Genomic DNA, 19990 nt, shown 5'->3' with positions numbered 1-19990 from the left:
TTGTGTATGTTATCCTCTCTACGAGGCAATAATAGCGTAGCTCGCCCAATTAAGGAAGAAGATCCAGCCCAACAGTTTATGAGAGATCATCAATTGCGGACACTGTTTGAGACGGCACTTGATGCAATGGCGATCGCAGACGATCGAGGGCATTACTTAGATGTCAATCCCGCTGCTTGTAAATTATTTGGCTTAGAGAGAGAGCAACTACTGGGATGCTGCATCTGGGAATTTGTAGAACCAGGGTTTGATTTTCAAACAGTATGGCAAGAACTTCAACAACAGGAAAAAGTGCACAGTGAGTTCTGCTTAGTGCGGACTGATGGGGAACTCCGTGTAGTGGAATATGCAGCAACAGCAAACTTTTTATATGATTGCCATCTTTTAGTAATGCGAGATATTACACGATGCAAACAAGCTGAGGAAAAAGTCCAAGAACTGACTCGCCAACTCGCACAAACCCAAGCGCAACTAAGGGAGGCAGGCATTGAGCATATAAGCATAGCTACCTCCACAGAAAGTCATTGTCTAGAGCAAATTGCCCGTCACATTCCGGGAGTTATTTATCAGTTTCGGCTGCGTGCTGATGGGACTTCCCATTTTCCTTACGCCAGCGAAGGGTTAAGAGAAATTTATGGCGTTGCTCCAGAAGAAGTACGGGAGGATGCTTATAAGGTTTTTACAGTTGTTCATTCTGAAGACTTCGATCGCGTCAATCAATCCATTCTCAAATCAGCCGCAGAACTTACTCCTTGGTATTGCGAATATCGAGTTTGCTTACCGGATGGGCGGATGCTGTGGTTGGTCGGTCATGCTACGCCCCAAAGGGAACCTGATGGCAATACCCTTTGGCATGGTTATATCAGGGATATTACAAATCGCAAACAAGCTGAAGCAGACAATCAACGTCAGCTTGCTATTTTGGAAAGCACTTCAGATTTAATCGGAACTGCTGATGTAACGGGTAAAGCTCTTTATCTGAATCGAGCTTGGCGAAATCTGCTCAATAATGATGAAGAAGCGATCGCCAAGTTACAAATATCTTCATGTCATCCAGAGTCGGCTTTAGATATTATCTTAAATCAGGGCTTGCCAGAAGCAATACGTTCCGGCATTTGGTGCGGCGAGACAGCAATACTAGATACTACGGGGCGCGAAATTCCTGTTTCTCAAGTAATCTTAGCTCACAAATCAACAGATGGAGAAGTGGAATATTTCTCTACGATCGTTCGAGATATTACAGAGAGTAAAGCCACAGAACTCGCTCTCCGCAATTCCCTAAAAGAATTATCAGATATTAAATTTGCTTTGGATCAAGCTGCGATCGTTGCTATTACTGATGAGCGAGGAATCATTAAGTATGCCAACGATAATTTTTGCCGAATATCTCAATATTCTAGAGCAGAACTTATTGGTCAAGATCATCGCTTGATCAATTCCGGTTACCATCCTCAAGAGTTCTTCCAAAATCTTTGGCAGACAATTTCAAAAGGGCAAGTCTGGCAAGGAGAAATCAGAAATAAAGCAAAAGATGGAACCTATTATTGGGTAAATACAACCATTGTTCCTTTGCTCAACGAGCATAATAAACCTAGTCAGTATTTGGCAATTAGAGTTGATATTACATCACGCAAACAATTAGAAGCTAAATTAATCGAAACTAGCCAATTACAACAAGCAATTTTAGACGGCGCTAACTACACGATTATTTCCACTGATACTAATGGTATTATCAAAACCATTAATGCTGCTGGTCAAAAAATGTTGGGTTATTCATCAGCAGAATTAGTAGATAAAGTTACACCTGCAATTATTCATGATTTAGAAGAAGTTAAACAACGTGCAATCGAACTAAGTGCAGAATTGGGCAAACCCATTGCACCCGGATTTGAAGTATTTGTGGCTAAGGCACGTTTGGGAATGATTGATGAATATGAATGGTCTTATATTCGTAAAGATGGTTCGCGGTTTCCGGTACAACTTTCTGTTACTGCTTTGCACGATCGAGAAGGAACAATTACCGGATTTTTGGGCATAGGAAATGATATCACCGAACGCAAAGAAGCCGAAAAAAATCTGCGTCAAAACGAGCAAAAGTATCATCAAATTCTCGATGCTATTACTGATATGGTACTGGTCAAAGGCCCCCAATCTCGCATTGCCTGGGCAAACAAGGCATTTCGAGACTATTATGGCTTGAGCAACGAGCAACTAAAAGACATGATTGATGCTCCGTTTAATCAACCAGACTATACGTTGCAATACATTCGGGATGATACTTATGTGTTTGAAACTGGGCAATCTTTGGAAATTGAGGAACCTGTTACCCGTTATGATGGCAAAGTGAAGATATTCAACACCATCAAGTCAGTTATTTGGAACGAAGCTGGTGAGAAAATTTTAACAGTAGGCGTATCTCGTGATATTAGCGATCGCAAACAAGCAGAAATTGCCTTACGAGAGAGTGAAGAAAAATTGCGATCGCTTTTTGAGTTATGCCCGGTAGGAATTGCACTAAATGATACACAAGGTAATTTTGTCGAAGTCAATAGTGCTTTTGAAACAATTACTGGCTATTCTTTAGCAGAATTGAACCAATTAAGCTATTGGAATTTAACTCCAAAAAAGTATGCTGATGAAGAAGCCCGTCAATTAGAATTACTTAATACCGTTGGTCGTTACGGCCCTTACCAAAAAGAGTATATCCGCAAGGATGGATTTTTGCTACCTGTGGAATTGCGCGGACTATTGGTGACAGGTAAAGATGGAAATCAATATATCTGGTCAATTATTGTTGATATTGCGGAACGCCAACGGCAAGAACAAGCTCTTCGTTTAATTGTTGAAGGTACAGCAGCGAAAACAGGGGCAGCATTCTTCAAAAGTTGTGTTCAATATCTTGCCCAAGTATTAGAAGTTCGTTATGCCTTGATTGCTGAATTTGTTGACTCAGAAAAATTGCAAGTCAAAACTTTAGCATTTTGGGCAGGTGATGACTTTGGCGATAATTTTACTTATAATTTAGCCGGGACCCCCTGTGAGAATGTTTATGCTCAAGGTGAGTTGTGTGTATATCCAAATTCAGTGCGATCGCTCTTTCCCAAATGTACAGATTTAATCAGATTACAAGCCGAAAGTTATGCAGGTTTACCAATTATAGATGCTGCTGGTAATTGTTTGGGATTACTAGCAGTTTTAGATAGTAAACCAATGGAAAAAGACCTCAAAATGCAATCAGCTATCTTGAGGATTTTTGCTACTCGTGCTGGTGCAGAAATAGAACGCATCAACGCAGAAGCAGCCTTAAGACAAAAAACTGAAGAGTTAGAAACAACTCTGAAAAAATTGCAAACTACCCAAACCCAATTAATTCAAGCAGAAAAAATGTCAAGTTTAGGGCAATTAGTTGCTGGAATTGCCCATGAAATTAATAACCCCGTGAGTTTTATTTATAGTAATATTCAACACGCTACTGATTATGCAAGTAACTTAATAGAGCTAATTCAACTTTATCAGAACTATTATCCTAGTCCGCCGCCAGCAATTTCTGATTTCACTGAAGAGATCGAATTTGAGTATTTAGCCAGTGATTTTTATCAATTACTAACATCAATGAAAACTGGAGCTATACGCATTAGAGATATTGTGAAATCTCTGCGGACATTTTCGCGTTTGGATGAAGCTGTTTTGAAAGAAATAGATATTCATGAAAATCTTGAAAGTACTTTAGTAATTTTACAAAATCGGTTGAACGGTCGAGCAGGAAACCCAGAAATTCAGATTAAGCGAAATTATGGTCAATTACCTCTGGTGGAATGTTACGGTGGTTTATTAAATCAAGTAATGATGAATTTGTTAATAAATGCTATTGATGCGATCGAACAACAGCGAGAAAGTCTAGCACCTACGGAAAAATCAAACTATCACGGTCAGATTACGATTACAACTTCTGTTAGTTCGGAAAATCAGGTTGTTATCTCCATTCAGGATAATGGTTGTGGAATGAGTCCCCAAGTCCAAGAAAAGATATTTAATCCCTTTTTTACGACTAAACCAATTGGTAAAGGTACGGGAATGGGGTTAGCAATTAGCTATCAAATTGTGACAGAGAATCATCAAGGTAATTTGCGATGTTTTTCGACACCAAGAACAGGAACTACATTTCGGATTGAATTACCAATTCGCAAAGTTAACTAAAATTAAACTGTTGTGTTAGCTGACAAAAGTTTTTGGGCATACTGAGCTAAGAGCATCAGTACCCTTTGGAGCTTTCACATGAAAGAATTTGGATTAACCCTTGAGTGGGCAATAGTTATGTTTAGCTACGAATATCATTTGACGTTGGAAGATATTCGCTATGAAACAGATTCGGCACAGAAAATATTTAAGAAAGATTGGTTAAGTCAATTTACAGATTCAATCAATAATTTTTTGCAAAGTCAGGTTCAGGACAGTAATTGTTTGCCTAGTCAAGCTCAGATAGTCTACTATCCCGATCGACAACTCCGTATCTTTACTGACTTTACTGAGCTTAAGAACCAAGTTGAAAAACTGTTATCTAACCTAGAGTCTCCTAAAATCCCAAAACTTGTTTTATTAAATCTTTCACTTTTTGTTATTTATCATCCTTTGGGTGTTGAAGAGGACGAACAATACGCAAAATTAAAACTTAGCGAGAAATTCCGTTCTAGGATTGTTCAGACTCTAGAATCATACGCCGAAACCTTACAAGTAGAGAAATATCTTGTAACAACTTTCAAGTCAAGTTACAAGATATTGATGAATGACTTGCAAGAACCACAATTTCCCTTGAATCTTATTTTTGGCGGATTGATTGGAGCAGTTGTAGTAGCTGTAGCGGCAGCTGTCGCTATGCCTCTAGTTATTGCGGTACTTGCTCCCTTGCTTGCGCCAGGACTTTCGGGAGCAGCAGCTATTTCTGCTGTTCTTGCTGCGCTTGGTGGAGGCGCGATCGCAGCAGGCGGTCTTGGCATGGCAGGTGGAGTTGCCGTGATTGTCGGTGGTGGAGCGATTCTTGGTGTAGGTGCTGGAACTGGAATCGGTGCGCTTTTCACTCAATCGCCAGAATTAGTAATACCTGAAGCTGCTAAATTTCTAGTAGCTTTCAAAGATATTATTTTGGCTCAAAAAAACGTTCCTCCCGCACAAATTGTTAAAGAAGCAAAAGAATTGCTTCAAAAACTCCGAGACTCTATTCGCTCCTATGAAGATAGGGAATTTGAATTAAACATCAATTCTCAAGCTAATCAAAAAGAGAGAGATAATATTAAGAAAGTTCTCTCTTACCTAAATAAAGCTATAGAAATAGCTGAACAATTGCTAAGTGAGTTCTTAAGAAGAAAGAACTTTTGTAAATAACTTAAGCAAGCTAAATTTGAAAAGTTTAGTCTAGATTGGGTATAACTCAAAACCTTGTAGAGACGTTATATATAACCTCTCTACATTATGGACATGATATTTAAGTGTGATCGCTCATTCCGGCAAAAATTCAGCACTCAAAACTTCATCAGAACTATAAGGACAAAACTCTGGAAACATTTCCATAAAAAGTCCAGTTTCTGCACTCGCTTGTTCGACTGCATCTGTATAACATTCGGCAAAAACCTCTGCTAAAAAAGGTTTAAGACTAGGCGAATCTTTCAATGCTTTTCTAATATATCTGCGATGTTCAACAATGCTACCTTTCCAGCTACCACTGCGGAATTCTGGCTGATATTTCCATTTCAGTAAGTGCATTAAAAGAATAACAAGATTAGTCTTAAAACTCCTGCGTTCACTCCTTCCCATGTCTTCAACTTCTTCAATTAAATTTTCCCAATCAATGTGAGAATAATCCCTCATTCGTAACTTCGCTACTGTCGTTTCAATCCATTTCAAATAATCAGTTTGATACAAACTTTTACTCATACAGCACTCGCTTTTCCAAACTGAGTTAAGAACCGGAACGCTTTCACCACAAAAGTAGCACAAGTATAAGGAGAAGTTTCATAAAAAGACCGCCAAGCAGCTGCTTTATACTCATCATAGCGATCGCCTTTTTCAGGGAACCTATCCAAAAATGCTAACCTCACAGCATGACCAATTAACACATCTAAAACAATGTAATCTTCTATTTTTAAATCAGGGTTACGTTCTGCGATAGCCGATAATTCCATCAATGTTTCGATGTTAGTTTGGCGATACTCTGGCGCAACAATCTTATTTAACAAATGCTCAATTTGCAAAGCAAAATTCTTTTCACCGGGAGTCATTTCTGAAAGCAACAATTCACTATCCAAACGGTTACGTCTCTCCAATTTATCCCCAATTACTAAACCTTTACAATGTTTCAATAATTGCCAAACGCGAGGATAAAAATCTTTCGGAACTCGGTTTAAAGCACCATCTCTTTGACGTATCTGCAACCATTTACCAGTTTGTGATTCTTCTTCTTTTTCAGGAAGTACTACCCATTCAATCTCTTTTTCTGATTGTTTGACGTGCAAAGATTCTTGTTGACGTAATAATTGATTCATTCCTTCATAACCAGCAATTACCTGACGCACGCGGGTTTTTATTTCAAAAGGACTCAAATTCATTAAATGTTCGTGTGCTTCATCTTGAGTAATTTTTAATTCCTGTGCTAATTCGCTGGTTATTAACAGAATTAAATACCCAACTCGTAAGGTTAGTAAACCATTAAATAAATCTGGTTCTGCCTTGATCAATAAACCAAGATAAATTAAAATTTCTTGGGTGAGAACGCGATCGCGAATATCTTCTCCACAAAATTCTTTAATTTTCTCTTCAATTTCATGATGCGACATTGGGCGAGTAATCAATGAAACTTCGCTATAAGCTTTACCCACAGAAATCTGTTTTTGCCGCACTAAAATATCCGTCACTGCATCTGATAAACCAATATCCACCATTCCCATTAAACCTGCGGCACGGCGAATTACCGTCCAGTGAATTAATGACTCGTTCGACGTTTGATTAACTACACCTCTGACTGCTTTTTCGTAAATTTCCTTAAGTAAATCTGCTACTGTTACTGGATGTTTTGGCCCGCCTAAACCAGTATCAAAATTTACACTTTTCAATCGAGTTAAAGTTTGTAATAACTCAATTTGTTCGTACATATTTTGCGAATCTCGCAAGCAATTAATCAAGAAACGAGTATCAGTTTCATACTCTAACTTGAATTCCTGAATATGACCCAAAGGCCAGTTTTTTTCAGGCTTATCAGCTAAATAATACTTAACTGATGCTGCATTCTGAACCGCAGATTGAGTAAATTCAAAATTATGGATAAAATCAATTCTTTCTTTAGCAGATGTCTGCATAAATTGTTGCAAATTGCCCAATTTAACCTGCACACCATTGCAATAACCAGAATTGAGTTCTTGCATTAACGCCAACAATGCTTCGCTTCCCGTTTCCAGCATGGAATGAGTTAACAGTAAAGTCATTGTTGGTCTTCCTAACTCCATCCAATTGCGCTGAATATAAGCTAATTCGCTTCTAATTTGATCCAGTAGAAAATGGTAATCTAAGGTTAAATAGAACTGTTGTTTATCCAAAAATGCGGGTAAGAAAACAATTGTTTCCCCACGAACTCGGAAAATTCTCGAAGTAGTTAAACTGCGTAATCTTCGTACCGGACGACCTGTTAAACCTAATTTATCATTACGTCCAATTTGCGTATAAATTGTGGATAATTCACTTGCTTGTCGCACTTGAATTGGTTCTACTTGTCGAGGTGTTTGGGTGGGAATCCCGTAATCTGCTAATTTAATTTTTAATTCTTCATCTTCTGCTAAAAGGGCAATTTGTACTAAAGGATTAGATTCTTTACCAGTACACAAATGTCTACCTAAAGGATCGATATCTCCAATGGCAATTAACCCTTCACTTAATAACTGCCCTAAATAATACAGACTTTGCGCCCAAACTAATGGAACATTTTCATTAGGTAAGCGAGTTTGGGTTTTAGGGTGCGATCGCTCTAATTCTATCTTATCCTTCGGTACATAATAAAGTTCCGGTAATAACTGCAAACCATCCCTTTCTACCAACAAACTTTCTAATTTCTGTTGATAATCTTGCGCCTGTTCCTTATTCCCATGAAATAAACCATCTAGAAACAAATAAGTGAAAAATAAAGGCCATTCACATTCTATATTTTCAAACTGCTTCAATTCCCAAGGTTCATAATGCAAACGGGTATGATCTTCGATCGTTGTTTGATGTCCATCTCTCAGAAAACGTTTACAACCGTAACGACCTGCTAATTTGTCTATAATTTTCTTTTTAGTACGTTCCACTAACTGTTGATTCTCAACCGCAAACGCCGGAAAACTAATTACACTCAATAAAGCAGCATCCACTTCCTTTGAGCTAGATTCCCTTGGTAAAATCGACTTTAACGTAATTCTCGCTCTTGCAATTTCATCTGGTAAAACGTGAATTACCGAAGCTTGACTTCCTCTAATCCCAAACAAATTTATGCCATTAATTGCCTCTAAAGCTGCTTTCGCTATTCCCACTGAACTAGCATTTAATTCTGGATTTCCCCGATTAATTTTATTGCCTCTTTCCCACAAACCATAATCAGGTGTTCGATAAGCCCGCCCGATATAATAAACTAAATTTTGAACAAAATTCACCTCATCCAGCGTATAAATTATGTGTAATCCTGAAGCAGTCATTTGTGCCAAAATCAGCAGGAACAGCGAAGTTGCATCTAACTGCAAATGTCCCCACTGATCGTCACCAACCACAATATCACCTGTATTGGTATTGTATTTGGCGTGTAAAGCATCTAAAGGAGATTGAGTTTCTTTAAATTGTTCGACTTTGTGGGACTGACGCATCATGCAAAACAACAGTCCCCGCATCAATTTAACGACGCTTTGTTCTAACTCATAACTACGTCCAACGTCATCATTTAACTTGCGATATCCTAATGCTAACCCCCAAACCGCCAAAATGCTGTAAACATTGTCTCTCACCCAAGCATCTGTGTAATCTCCATGAGCATTTATGGCTGTAGAGGCAGGTAGTAACCCCGTAATCGGATTTTGTCGATTCAAAATTACTGTTTGAATTTGCTGGTAGTAATAATCTAAGCGTGTTTGCAGTTCCGATAGCTTGTTTGACATCATAAATTTTATGGATTTTGGCGGATTAATTGCCCTTGGGCTTGAAGTTAATTAATTGAATAGCAGCACACCGCATTTCAACGATGTAGCTTAATATTTATTAAGTTTTTTTTTACTAGTTTATCAGGTTGTTGCAACTAATAATGATGTTGCAGATAATTTTAAATCTGTTTTGCTAATTTTTACATAAATCTGATAAAAAATCAACCGATCTTTCCGGGAAATTGAACGACAATTCTGTAGAACATAAGTAGAAAACAAAAACAATTTAAATTTGCATCATAAATTGTTAAAGCAATCAACCAAGAATAAAAAGCAGGTGACGGATATGTGTACTAAATACAATAAAAACAATTCACCTTTTTTGCGAATTGTTTACTCTAAAGTGAAAGTTAACGGTAAAGTAGAATTAGTACCTTTGGAACTTTATGCTGATGGTTCCGTGAAAAAGGCGGTTTGAAGATCGCTAAACTATAAACATTAAAGAAGTAACGGAAACAGGGTTTAATTTTTTCAGGAACTACACAGCAATGCAGCATCAAGGTAAACTATGCTGCTATAGAGAAGGTGAGGAGAGTTTGTGCAGAAACAAGTCATTACTAAAACGCTTAACTTTTCTGTACTGGGACAGCCAGTACACTTATTAGATGATTATCCAGGTTGGCTAATCGCGCAATTGCACCAGCAATTAGGCGGGCACGTCATCACGCTAAATGCAGAAATGACCATGCAGGCGGAAAAGAATGCCACTTTAGCTGAAATTATTAAGCTAGCAGATTTAGTCATACCTGATGGTTCTGGAGTCGTCCTTTACCTTTGGTTGAAAGGTAAAAAAGTGAAGCGTTGTCCGGGAATTGAGTTAGCAGAAACTCTTCTGTTGTATGCAGGACAATTAAGTAAACCAATGCCTGTATTTTTCTTTGGTGGTGCGCCAGAGGTAGCGGAAAAAGCCGCCAAATTTTGGCAGCAGCGATGTCCAAAATTGGCGATCGCAGGCACTCAACACGGTTATCTCTCGCCCGAAGAAGAACAGCAGTTGTGCCAAACTTTAAAAGAAAAACAACCGAGTTTAATTTTCGTGGGGCTAGGAGTACCACGTCAAGAACTATGGATCGCCCAACACCGCCACCTCTGTCCCAAAGCGATCTGGATCGGCGTAGGTGGTAGTTTGGACATTTGGGCAGGGACAAAAACTCGTGCCCCCGCTTGGTTCCGGGAAAATCATCTAGAATGGCTATATCGGCTTTACCAAGAACCTTGGCGCTGGCGGCGAATGTTAGCTTTACCCTTGTTTGCTTGGAAGGCTTTACTAAGCAATTTTTTCCGCAAATAAAGACGTTGCAAAATGGCACATCTCCACCAACGTCGTTCCGAAAATGTGAACGGCGATTTTTATGTCGATCGCACCTGCATTGACTGCGATACTTGTCGGTGGATGGCACCGGAAGTTTTTCATGAAGCTGGAGAACAATCAGCAGTTTATCATCAACCTGCCAACTCCAGCGAAAGAGCGAAAGCAATGCAGGCTTTATTGTCCTGTCCCACTGCTTCCATTGGTACAGTTGAAAAACCAAAAGATATCAAAGAAGTTCAAGAAACTTTTCCCATTTTAGTGGCAGAAAATGTTTATCATTGCGGCTACCATTCGGAAAAATCTTTTGCTGCTGCCACTTATTTCATTACTCGACCTGAAGGGAATATCATGATAGATTCCCCTCGGTTTACTCCACCCCTTGTCAAACGTTTAGAAGCAATGGGTGGGATTCGTTATCTGTATTTAACTCACAAAGATGATGTCGCAGATCATCAAAAGTTTCAAGAACATTTTGGTTGCGATCGCATTTTACACAAAGACGAAATTAACACAGGAACTCGTGATGTTGAAATTCAAATTTCTGGGACAGATCCCATTCAATTTGCCCCAGATTTGTTAATTATTCCGGTTCCCGGACACACCGAAGCTCACACAGTTTTACTGTACAAAAACACCTTTTTGTTTACAGGCGATCACTTAGCTTGGTCGGAAACATTACACCAATTGTATGCTTTCCGGGAGCATTGTTGGTACTCTTGGACAGAACAAATTAAGTCCATGCAAAAGTTAGCAAATTATCAGTTTGAATGGGTATTACCCGGACATGGCAGACGCTATCATGCTGATAAAGAAACCATGCAAAAGCTGATGGAAAAGTGTGTTGATTGGATGAAAAGCTCGATCGGGATTTAATGATTTACATGATATTCAGGATTAATCAAGAAATCTAGTAAATCTGGAAATCTTGGTCAAATTTTCCCAGTCCCCAGTAGTAGGGGCGATTCATGAATCGCCCCTACCGCAGTCCTCAATCACATCGCGATCGACCTTTGTTGTTGCCGCTGTTTGATTCTTGCCAAACTACCTGTAGGAATAGAATTAATTAACTGACGAGTGTATTCTGTTTTCGGTTCGCGATAAATCATATCGGCAATATCAATTTCTTCAATCTTGCCGCTATTCATTACCATGATGCGATCGCTCATAAATTTCACCACACTTAAATCATGGGAAATAAAAATATAAGTCAAGCCAAACTCCTGCTGAATTTCCTTTAACAAATTCAACACTTGCGCTTGTACAGAAACATCCAAAGCTGAAACCGACTCATCACAAATAATAAACTTCGGATTTAAAGCCAAAGCACGGGCAATACAAATCCTTTGCCTTTGTCCCCCTGAAAATTCATGAGGATAACGGTTCATCCAGTCAGGATTTAAACCCACTTTCTCTAACAGATAAGCAGCGCGATCGCGTCTTTCTCGATCGTTTTTACCTATTTCGTGAATTCGCAAAGGTTCCATTACTGCATCCCCAATTTTCATCCGAGGATCGAGAGAACTAAACGGATTTTGAAACACAATTTGCATTTCCCGGCGTAACTTTTGTAAAGGCGCACCACTCAAATTCGTAATATCGCGCCCTTCAAATAAAATTTGACCGCCCATTGGTTCAATTAATCGCAACAAAGTCCGAGCTAAAGTAGTTTTACCGCAACCAGACTCTCCCACCAAACCCAAAGTTTCACTCTTATAAACATCAAACGAAATGTTATTTACAGCCATAATGTAGCGTTTCGTTTTCCCAAACATTCCCCGCACCGGAAAACCCACCTGAAGATTTTTTACAGACAAAATTGGTGCGTCAGAAGTGTTGACTGGTGAGTGAGGACGAGACACTGGAAAGGAAGAATTGGAAACTCCGATTTGTTCATTTGAATCTTTGCTTTTCTCTTCAATTTTCCATTCCCCATCAGCAGTTTCCACCACTTCCATAAAATCAGAAACCGTTGGCAGATAACGCAGATTGCGCTCCAATTTGGGGCGGCAAGCTAACAAACCTTTAGTATAAGGATGGCGAGGAGCCGAAAAAATTTGCCAAACTGGGCCAAATTCAACTATTTTTCCCCGATACATCACAGCCACAGTATCAGCAATTTCGGCAATTACGCCCAAGTCGTGAGTAATAAAAATCATCGACATTCCCCGACCTTGGCACAACTCGCGCAACAGTTCTAAAATTGTGGCTTGAACAGTCACATCTAAAGCAGTAGTCGGTTCATCAGCAATCAAAACTTTGGGATTACAAGAAATCGCCATTGCGATCATGACTCGCTGCATTTGACCCCCGGAAAGTTCGTGGGGATAGCGATCGAGTATCGCCAACTTTTGCTGATTAATGTGCTGATTAATTTCCTTCTCGCTAATATTAACCGCCCACTCTTCAGCAGCAGAACTACCTAACTGTTCTTGTCGTTTAATTTCCAAAAAACGTTGCTGCAACACTTCATCACTAGGAAGCAATTTCACCTCTTGTAACAGAGAAACCGCCAACCTCCTTGCTTGTGCCTCGGAAACATTTTGGTGCAACCGAATTGCTTCTGTAATTTGAAAACCAATAGTGTAAACCGGATTCAAAGAACTCATCGGTTCTTGAAAGATCATTGCAATCTCACCGCCCCGATACTGCTGCTTTCTTCTTTCCGGCAATTGCAGCAGATCAACAGCTTCGCCACCTTCCACTGGGTCTTGAAACCAAATTTCACCCAACACCCTGCTTGGAGTCGGCACCAAACCCATCACAGCCAAGGAAGTCACTGATTTACCAGACCCCGACTCACCGACAATTCCCAGAGTTTGCCCAGGTTTCACTTGAAAAGAAATATCATCAACAGCTTTCGTAACTACAGGCGTTTTACCTGTACCTTTGGCAAGAAACTGAACTTGCAAGTTGCGAACGTCGAGAACGGTGTCAGTCATGGAAGTGAAGCATTAAAATAACCACATCTTAACAGTCATGAGGCTCTGATTTGTAGTACTAAGTACTCTAAGTCCCCGACTTGTGGAAAAAGTCGGGGACTTGGCGGCGATTACTGAACAAACTTTCCTACACTTTCAGCCAAAATCGGGATTTTTTGACTATTTTTCTGAACCTCTTCCACATTTGAATTAATAAATTTGAACAGAGGAGAAATTTTCTCTAAATATCTCTCCTCTGCCCCCCTGCCCCCCTGCCCATTCATGATGTGTGATAACTTACTTGGGCATGACGTTATTCGGGTTATCAGTTTGTCTAAGTTGGGCATTGGCAGGCAAAGTAGTGTTATTGGAAACTTTGTTAAACACCAAAGCCCCTTTACCAAAAGTAGCTGGTCTGGGTTTTCCAGCTTCAATGCCTTGTAGTTCCATTCGCAGTTTACCTTCAGGAGTAAACTCAAAAATCGTTTGGGCGGTTTTATTGTTATTGGTTGTCAAATCCAATTGCATCGGTTTGGCGCTTGTGGAAGCAACTCGGTATTTTAGTTGTAAAGCTTGAGCTTTTTCTGAGCTTGACGGCAAGACAATAAATAATTTACCATCAGGCCCAAAAATAAAAGTGAGATTCTGAGTCGAAGAAACTCGGCTTTGCCAACTTCCCACCAATTTCTGGTTAATGGGGTTTGTAGCTTGTTTAGTTTGTGCTGTTGGCTGTGCTGTTGATGGCAAAATATCAAGATTAGTGCTAAATGTACCAACTAAGCTCAAAAGTAAGCTAGAAACGAAGAGTTTCCTGAAAGTTGGTACTGCACCTGAAAGAAGAGCAAAATTGAGGATAGGGTTACGCATGGTGTTTTCACAGAGAAATCAACTAGAGATTACAGACGCGCACCTCTATTGTTAGGTTAATAGAAGGCTAGTCTTTGTGAAAGACGCAGTACTTACCTCATTTGTGTCCGAGGCAGATTGCATCTAGATAATATTCTTCGGGGTCATCTTAGCAAAACTATCGTCAACTCATGATAACAACAGGAGTTTTTTTAGATATAGTTGAGTTTCAGACAAAATAAGAAATCTAACTTTAATCAAAGTGTTTTCATTCGGTTAGACATTGTTTCTGGGGAGTGAGTCTCATGGTTGCAGAAGTACAAAAAGCTAATATGCAGAGCTTGCAAACAAATGCAATTGATTTGTTAGGACAAGTTGGTTCGTTATTACATCGTGTGAGTACAGCACTGAGTTCTGACAGTGCTAGTGAAAAGTATGCCAAATTTCAACGAGAAGTGGCGGATGCTACTCGCAATGTTTCAGACTTAGAGTTGAGAATGGCAATAGTTGCGCCAATGAAAGCGGGTAAATCTACGATTATTAACGCTATTGTTGGTCAGGAATTATTGCCGAGTCGCAATGCAGCTATGACAACTTTGCCTACGGAGATCATTTTTGATCCGCAGTTAGCCGAGCCAGTTTTAATTTTAACTCCGCAGATTCAAGATATTTTTCGTGACACTTTTACGGCTTTACAGCGCAAAATTACTGAGTTAGGTTTAAACCGAGTCCAGGAAAGAATGGCGCAATATCCCCATTTGGCAAAGTTACCTGAGAAAATTCAGGGGATGACGGGAATTGCTATTGAAAATAAAATTTCAGGTCGGTTGCCGATTATTAATAGTTTACGTGCTTTGAATGATATTATCCGCCTTTGTAGTGTTTTAGATCCGCTTTCCGATCCTTTGCAGTCGCTAATTGATGTACCAAGAATTTATACTCCTTTTTATCGATCGGGAATTACAGAAAAAGCGGATATTGCGGGTAAATTGGTAATTGTGGATACTCCGGGGCCAAATGAAGCGGGGGAAAATTTAAAGCTGGTTAATGTGGTAGCGGAACAATTACAGGCGAGTTCGGTAATTTTAATTGTGCTGAATTTTACGGAGTTAAATACGAAGGCGGAAGAGGAGATTAAAAAGGATGTAGAACGGGTAATTGAGTTGCGCGGAAAGGATAATTTGTATGTTTTGGTGAATAAGGTAGATCAGCGCAAAGAGGGAGATATGACTCCCGAACAGGTGCGTCAGTTTGTGGCGGCGGAGTTTGGGATTGGGGATGGGGAACAGAACGATCGCGTTTTTGAAATTTCGGCAAGATGGGCGTTTTCTGCGGCTAATTTTTTGGGAGAAGTGCAGCAAAATCCGGGTGCGGATGTGGCACAATTGAAGACGGCCCGATCGCTCGCTCAAGATGTTTTTCCTTTAGATTGGGAAGAAGAATTACAAGAAACTACAGTTACACAATTACAAAAGAAAGCCGAAAAACTGTGGAATAAATCTGGCTTTGATGCCTTTTTAACTAATGCGGTTAATGCTTTAATGACTGAAGCAGCACCCAGATGTATTACTTCTTCTTTGAAAATTGCTAAAGGTCGGTTGCTAGAACTTTTGGAAGATACCCAATTACGCAGTCGGGCTATTAATGAAGATGGGGAAAAACTGCGGTTGGAAGTAGCAGCTTTAGATGAAGATATTGATAGTATTGAAAACTGCCGTCACAGCTTACAAGAAATTGAACAACTCAAAATAGATTTGCAAGAAAAGTTGAATAAGATTTTAGAAAATCTCCAGCAAGAAGGGAAATTGAGTGTAGAAACATATCTGCTGCAAGACGATCGACAAGTTGCTGATTTTGTTGAGAAAGGTGGCTCAACTGGCAGGGTTTTTGCTAACTGGATCTCGCAACAAAAACAAGAGGTTGCAACTGAGTCTAAGCGATTGAGTGCAATGGAATTTAATACTTTAAGAGAAGCAGAGGAATTTGCCGCATTAGCTGTAGCTTATGCCAAGCGCCGAGTAGATTTGTTATTAGAAAAGGTGCAGGAAAATACTGGTCAAATAATTGATGAAGCTCGGCAAGAAATGATGAAATTCTTAGATGAGCAAACTAGACCGATTATCGATCGAGCCAGGGAAAGGTTGAATGAAAATTTCCATTTAAATCTTTCTTTACCTAATCTACGATTTCAGTCAGATTACTATATTGACTTGAACAAACCTTTAGTAATTCGCCATACTCGGACGATCGATCAAGGTTACAGTGAAGTTGTCAGGACAAAAAGATCGTTTTTTCACTTTCTGTGGTTAGTTCCTTTTGAAATTACCGAGAAAGTCAAAAGACCGCATAAAACAGAGAATTTTTACACCGTTTCTTTGCAAGGAATAATTTACGAGATTAACAAGCTGATTGACCAAAGAATTAATGACATTAAACAGGGAATCAGTCAATATTTGGATGAAGATTTCCAACAAAGAATTGATGACTTTTTTAATGATTTGGATGCTTACTTGAATAATTACCGCAATAGTTTAAAACAAGCTCAAGTAGACCAACAGCTTTCTATTGAAGCGAAAACTAAATTAATTCAGGCACTTAATTCATTAGTTCCTGAAGTTAAAGAACAGGTGAAAAAAGCTGATGGTTATCTCAAATATATGCAAGAGTTAGTGTCTCATGATTGACGTACTCCCCTAATGAAAATCGAGGGAATATCGGAAACTAAGTAAAAAGCGATCGCAGAGCAAATCCACACAAATTAGGATTTGTTCCAAGCGTTGTTAAGATAACAAGTAGAGTGAAACTTTTTATAGGAGGCGGGGCAATCATGACTATTGCATCCCAAAAAATGACTCTGGAAGAGTATCTTAACTATGACGATGGTACTGATAACTGCTATGAATTGGAAAATGGGAAGTTAGTTGCTATGCCTCCTGAAAGCGAACTGAACAGACGAATTGCTACATTCTTGTTTGCTTACTTTCTGCAACAAGGAATTCCATCTTATAGACTGACGATGAAGACTGAAATTGTCGTAAGTGGTTCACAGGCAACTACACGCTTCCCCGATCTAATAATACTATCTGAGGAGTTGGCAACGGCATTGAAAGGGGCACGCATATCGACTATTACACTCGATATGCCACCACCTTTGTTGGTAGTTGAAGTGGTGAGTCCAGGACAAGAAAAGCGCGATTATCGTTACAAAAGATCGGAGTATGCAGCGCGAGGAATTGCCGAATATTGGATTGTCGATCCGATGCAGCAAAAGCTGACGCTGCTGGAGTGGGTAGAAGGTTTGTATGAAGAAAAGGTTTATCAAGGAGATAGTTCGATCGCTTCTCCACTAATTGGAGTTCTGAATCTTACTACTTCACAAATTTTAGCGGAACAATAAGAATAAATACTTTTTAACCCATAGAAGGCGATCGCTCACATTAAAATTGATTCAGCCTGGATAGGACTTTAGTTGCTGACAGTTTTATTGAAAAATTTTATTCACAATGACCCATTCTAAATCAATCTTTACTCATAAATTTCGCCTACGTACTACTCTGGTGGTACCCTTCGTGTTGCAAATAGTGAGCGCAGTTGGTTTAGTGGGCTACCTCTCCTTTCGCAATGGTCAACAGGTAGTGAGTGACCTTGCTGGTCAGCTACAACAGGAAATCAGTTCCAGAGTTCAGGAACGAGTTCGGGTTTACTTGGAAGCACCAAAATTAGTCAATCAAATTAACGAGGATGCGGTTCGCTTGGGGACATTGGATTTCAATGACCTTGAGAGTGCTAGAACTTATCTTTGGAAACAAGTTCTTCGCTTTAAATCGATCGGTCATGTGGGAATGGCTAACGAGAAAGGTCAATATCTGCGCGTTGGCTGGATAAACCGTTCGGTTGGTTCTGAAGAACCGCAACTGGCAGAGCAACTCAAGCGGGGAACTGGCGATTTAATTTATCACAAACTTGACAATGATGGTCATCCCATTGAGGTGGTGAAGACTGTTCCCAACTATGATGTGCGTAAGCGTCCTCTTTATCAAGCTGTTCTGAAGAATAATCGCGCTGCTTGGAGTGACGTTTATATTAATTTTGGCTATGGTTCATTGCAAATTAATGCCAGTTCTCCGTACTACGACCAGCAGGGAAACTTGGTTGGCGTGTTTACTTCTCAGATGGGATTGGATCAAATTCACAACTTTTTGCAAAATCTCAAGGTAGGTAAGTCTGGTCAGGTGTTCCTAATTGAGCCATGTGGTGAATTAATTGCGACTTCCCTAGCGAACCAATCTCTCACAGTCGGTACAGGCGAGGCACAGAAGCGACTGAAAGCGCAGGACAGCAGTAATCCGATCATGCGTCAAAGTATGGAATATCTGACAGTACGCTTCCAAAATTTGAATAATATCAAAGAATCTACCCGGTTGGATTTTAAGTTAGACGGTCAAACGCAGTTTTTGGAAGTTTCTCCGCTGACGGATGAATACGGTCTTCATTGGTTGGTTGTGGTTGTTGTACCGGAATCTGACTTCATGGCACAAGTTAATGCCAATACCCGCAATACTATTTTGCTGTGTTTGGGGGCATTGGGTTTAGCGATCGCGATCGGTATCCTCACAACTCGCTGGATTAGCCGCCCCATAGAACGCATTACCCAGGCAGCTGAAGATATGGCAAAGGGTAGCTTAGATCAGCACCTTCAACCCAGTCAGATCCTGGAACTCGATCGATTAGACAAATCTTTCAACATTATGGCAGGGCAACTAAAAGAATCGTTTGAAACTCTCGAAGAAAAGGTAAAAGAACGCACGGCAGAACTAGCCAGCGCCAATGCACAAATTGCGGCACTCAACGATCAACTCAAAGCCGAAAATCTGCGAATGGGTACCGAACTGGACATTCTCAAGCAAATGCAGCAGATGATTCTGCCCAAATCGGATGAATTGAAAATTGAAGGATTGGATATTGCCGGATTTATGGAACCTGCTGATGAAGTGGGTGGCGATTATTATGATGTGTTGCAAGTCGATGGGGTGGTGACGATCGGCATGGGGGATGTCACTGGACATGGCTTGGAAAGCGGGATTCTGATGCTGATGACACAAACCTCTGTGCGGACTCTCAAAGAAATTCACGAACAAGATCCGGTGAGTTTTCTTGCTACCCTAAATCGCACTATTTACAAAAATGTGCAACGAATGAATTCTCAGAAAAATTTGACTTTGGTGGTGTTGAATTATGCTGATGGCAAAGTTAGTATTAGCGGTCAACATGAGGAAACGATCGTTGTCAGGAATGGAGGGCAAATTGAACGGATTGATACGATCGATCTAGGCTTTCCTATTGGTTTAACAGATGATATTGCCAACTTTATCAATCATACGATTGTCGAGTTGCAACCTGGAGATGGCATTGTTCTCTATACTGATGGGATTACCGAAGCAATGGATATCAACAATCAGCAATATGGAATGGAGCGACTGTGTAATGCGATCGCACAAAACTGGTCGCGATCGGCAGAACAAATCAAACAAATAGTTATTGAAAATGTCCGACAACATATTGGCACTCAAAAACTATTTGATGACATTACCTTGCTAGTTCTAAAACGACAAACTAATATTTATAACGATCTAGATCAACCAGCAAACTAAATTATCTCCTTGTCCCCTCGTCCCCTAGTCCCCTTGTCTCGTATACACATCGTACGC

General features: G+C 39.9%; 12 protein-coding genes. 8 read left to right on the top strand and 4 right to left on the bottom strand.

Annotation, left to right across the window (positions count from 1 at the left end):
* Positions 1-6 precede the first annotated feature (6 nt).
* Positions 7-4197, top strand: a complete 4191-nt coding sequence (locus IQ264_RS21525; protein WP_193982854.1) for a PAS domain S-box protein — start codon at positions 7-9, stop codon at positions 4195-4197.
* A 78-nt stretch (positions 4198-4275) separates the two neighbouring features.
* A complete protein-coding gene (locus IQ264_RS21520; RefSeq protein ID WP_193982853.1) occupies positions 4276-5379 on the top strand; it encodes a hypothetical protein in 1104 nt (367 codons plus the stop codon).
* Positions 5380-5493: 114 nt separating this feature from the next.
* Here the strand turns inward: IQ264_RS21520 and IQ264_RS21515 are convergent, their stop codons facing one another.
* Both IQ264_RS21515 and IQ264_RS21510 read right to left on the bottom strand, forming a co-directional pair.
* Positions 5494-5928, bottom strand: coding sequence for a DUF29 domain-containing protein (locus IQ264_RS21515; protein WP_193982852.1), 435 nt, complete (start codon positions 5926-5928; stop codon positions 5494-5496).
* On the bottom strand, positions 5925-9164 hold the full coding sequence (locus tag IQ264_RS21510) for a glycoside hydrolase family 15 protein (protein ID WP_193982863.1): 3240 nt from the start codon (positions 9162-9164) through the stop codon (positions 5925-5927). The genes IQ264_RS21515 and IQ264_RS21510 overlap by 4 nt, the downstream gene beginning before the upstream one ends.
* Positions 9165-9492: 328 nt before the next feature.
* Between IQ264_RS21510 and IQ264_RS33500 the strand changes: the two genes are divergently transcribed.
* The 3 genes from IQ264_RS33500 to IQ264_RS21500 all read left to right on the top strand — a co-directional run bounded on the left by IQ264_RS33500 (position 9493) and on the right by IQ264_RS21500 (position 11391).
* On the top strand, positions 9493-9624 hold the full coding sequence (locus tag IQ264_RS33500; RefSeq protein WP_265583098.1) for a hypothetical protein: 132 nt from the start codon (positions 9493-9495) through the stop codon (positions 9622-9624).
* Between the two features lie 120 nt (positions 9625-9744).
* A complete protein-coding gene (locus IQ264_RS21505) occupies positions 9745-10497 on the top strand; it encodes a WecB/TagA/CpsF family glycosyltransferase (RefSeq protein WP_322744780.1) in 753 nt (250 codons plus the stop codon).
* Between the two features lie 12 nt (positions 10498-10509).
* Entirely contained in the window at positions 10510-11391 is an 882-nt protein-coding gene (locus IQ264_RS21500; protein ID WP_193982851.1) for an MBL fold metallo-hydrolase, read from the top strand.
* 119 nt (positions 11392-11510) lie between these two features.
* Here IQ264_RS21500 and IQ264_RS21495 read toward each other — a convergent pair whose 3' ends face one another.
* Positions 11511-13457: an ABC transporter ATP-binding protein gene (locus tag IQ264_RS21495; RefSeq protein ID WP_193982850.1), complete on the bottom strand. Its 1947-nt coding sequence runs from the start codon at positions 13455-13457 to the stop codon at positions 11511-11513.
* 276 nt (positions 13458-13733) lie between these two features.
* On the bottom strand, positions 13734-14303 hold the full coding sequence (locus IQ264_RS21490) for a hypothetical protein (protein ID WP_193982849.1): 570 nt from the start codon (positions 14301-14303) through the stop codon (positions 13734-13736).
* Positions 14304-14587: 284 nt separating this feature from the next.
* Between IQ264_RS21490 and IQ264_RS21485 the strand changes: the two genes are divergently transcribed.
* The 3 genes from IQ264_RS21485 to IQ264_RS21475 all read left to right on the top strand — a co-directional run bounded on the left by IQ264_RS21485 (position 14588) and on the right by IQ264_RS21475 (position 19933).
* Positions 14588-16966 (top strand): dynamin family protein, encoded by a 2379-nt coding sequence (locus tag IQ264_RS21485; RefSeq protein ID WP_193982848.1) that lies wholly within the window; start codon positions 14588-14590, stop codon positions 16964-16966.
* A gap of 143 nt (positions 16967-17109) precedes the next feature.
* The gene (locus IQ264_RS21480) at positions 17110-17679 is read left to right on the top strand and encodes a Uma2 family endonuclease (RefSeq protein ID WP_193982847.1); all 570 of its coding nucleotides are present in this window, start codon (positions 17110-17112) and stop codon (positions 17677-17679) included.
* 106 nt (positions 17680-17785) lie between these two features.
* Positions 17786-19933 (top strand): SpoIIE family protein phosphatase, encoded by a 2148-nt coding sequence (locus IQ264_RS21475; RefSeq protein ID WP_193982846.1) that lies wholly within the window; start codon positions 17786-17788, stop codon positions 19931-19933.
* The last annotated feature ends 57 nt before the right edge of the window (positions 19934-19990 follow it).

The organism is [Phormidium] sp. LEGE 05292 (assembly GCF_015207735.1).
Taxonomy (GTDB): Bacteria; Cyanobacteriota; Cyanobacteriia; order Cyanobacteriales; family Aerosakkonemataceae; genus Floridanema.
This window is presented reverse-complemented; position numbering and strand designations above follow the sequence as displayed.

Coding starts and splice junctions, on each gene's coding strand:
- IQ264_RS21510 (WP_193982863.1), bottom strand. CDS start 9,164: ATGTCAAACAAGCTATCGGAACTGCAAACACGCTTAGATTATTACTAC.
- IQ264_RS33500 (WP_265583098.1), top strand. CDS start 9,493: ATGTGTACTAAATACAATAAAAACAATTCACCTTTTTTGCGAATTGTT.
- IQ264_RS21475 (WP_193982846.1), top strand. CDS start 17,786: ATGACCCATTCTAAATCAATCTTTACTCATAAATTTCGCCTACGTACT.
- IQ264_RS21520 (WP_193982853.1), top strand. CDS start 4,276: ATGAAAGAATTTGGATTAACCCTTGAGTGGGCAATAGTTATGTTTAGC.
- IQ264_RS21525 (WP_193982854.1), top strand. CDS start 7: ATGTTATCCTCTCTACGAGGCAATAATAGCGTAGCTCGCCCAATTAAG.
- IQ264_RS21515 (WP_193982852.1), bottom strand. CDS start 5,928: ATGAGTAAAAGTTTGTATCAAACTGATTATTTGAAATGGATTGAAACG.
- IQ264_RS21485 (WP_193982848.1), top strand. CDS start 14,588: ATGGTTGCAGAAGTACAAAAAGCTAATATGCAGAGCTTGCAAACAAAT.
- IQ264_RS21490 (WP_193982849.1), bottom strand. CDS start 14,303: ATGCGTAACCCTATCCTCAATTTTGCTCTTCTTTCAGGTGCAGTACCA.
- IQ264_RS21495 (WP_193982850.1), bottom strand. CDS start 13,457: ATGACTGACACCGTTCTCGACGTTCGCAACTTGCAAGTTCAGTTTCTT.
- IQ264_RS21500 (WP_193982851.1), top strand. CDS start 10,510: ATGGCACATCTCCACCAACGTCGTTCCGAAAATGTGAACGGCGATTTT.
- IQ264_RS21480 (WP_193982847.1), top strand. CDS start 17,110: ATGACTATTGCATCCCAAAAAATGACTCTGGAAGAGTATCTTAACTAT.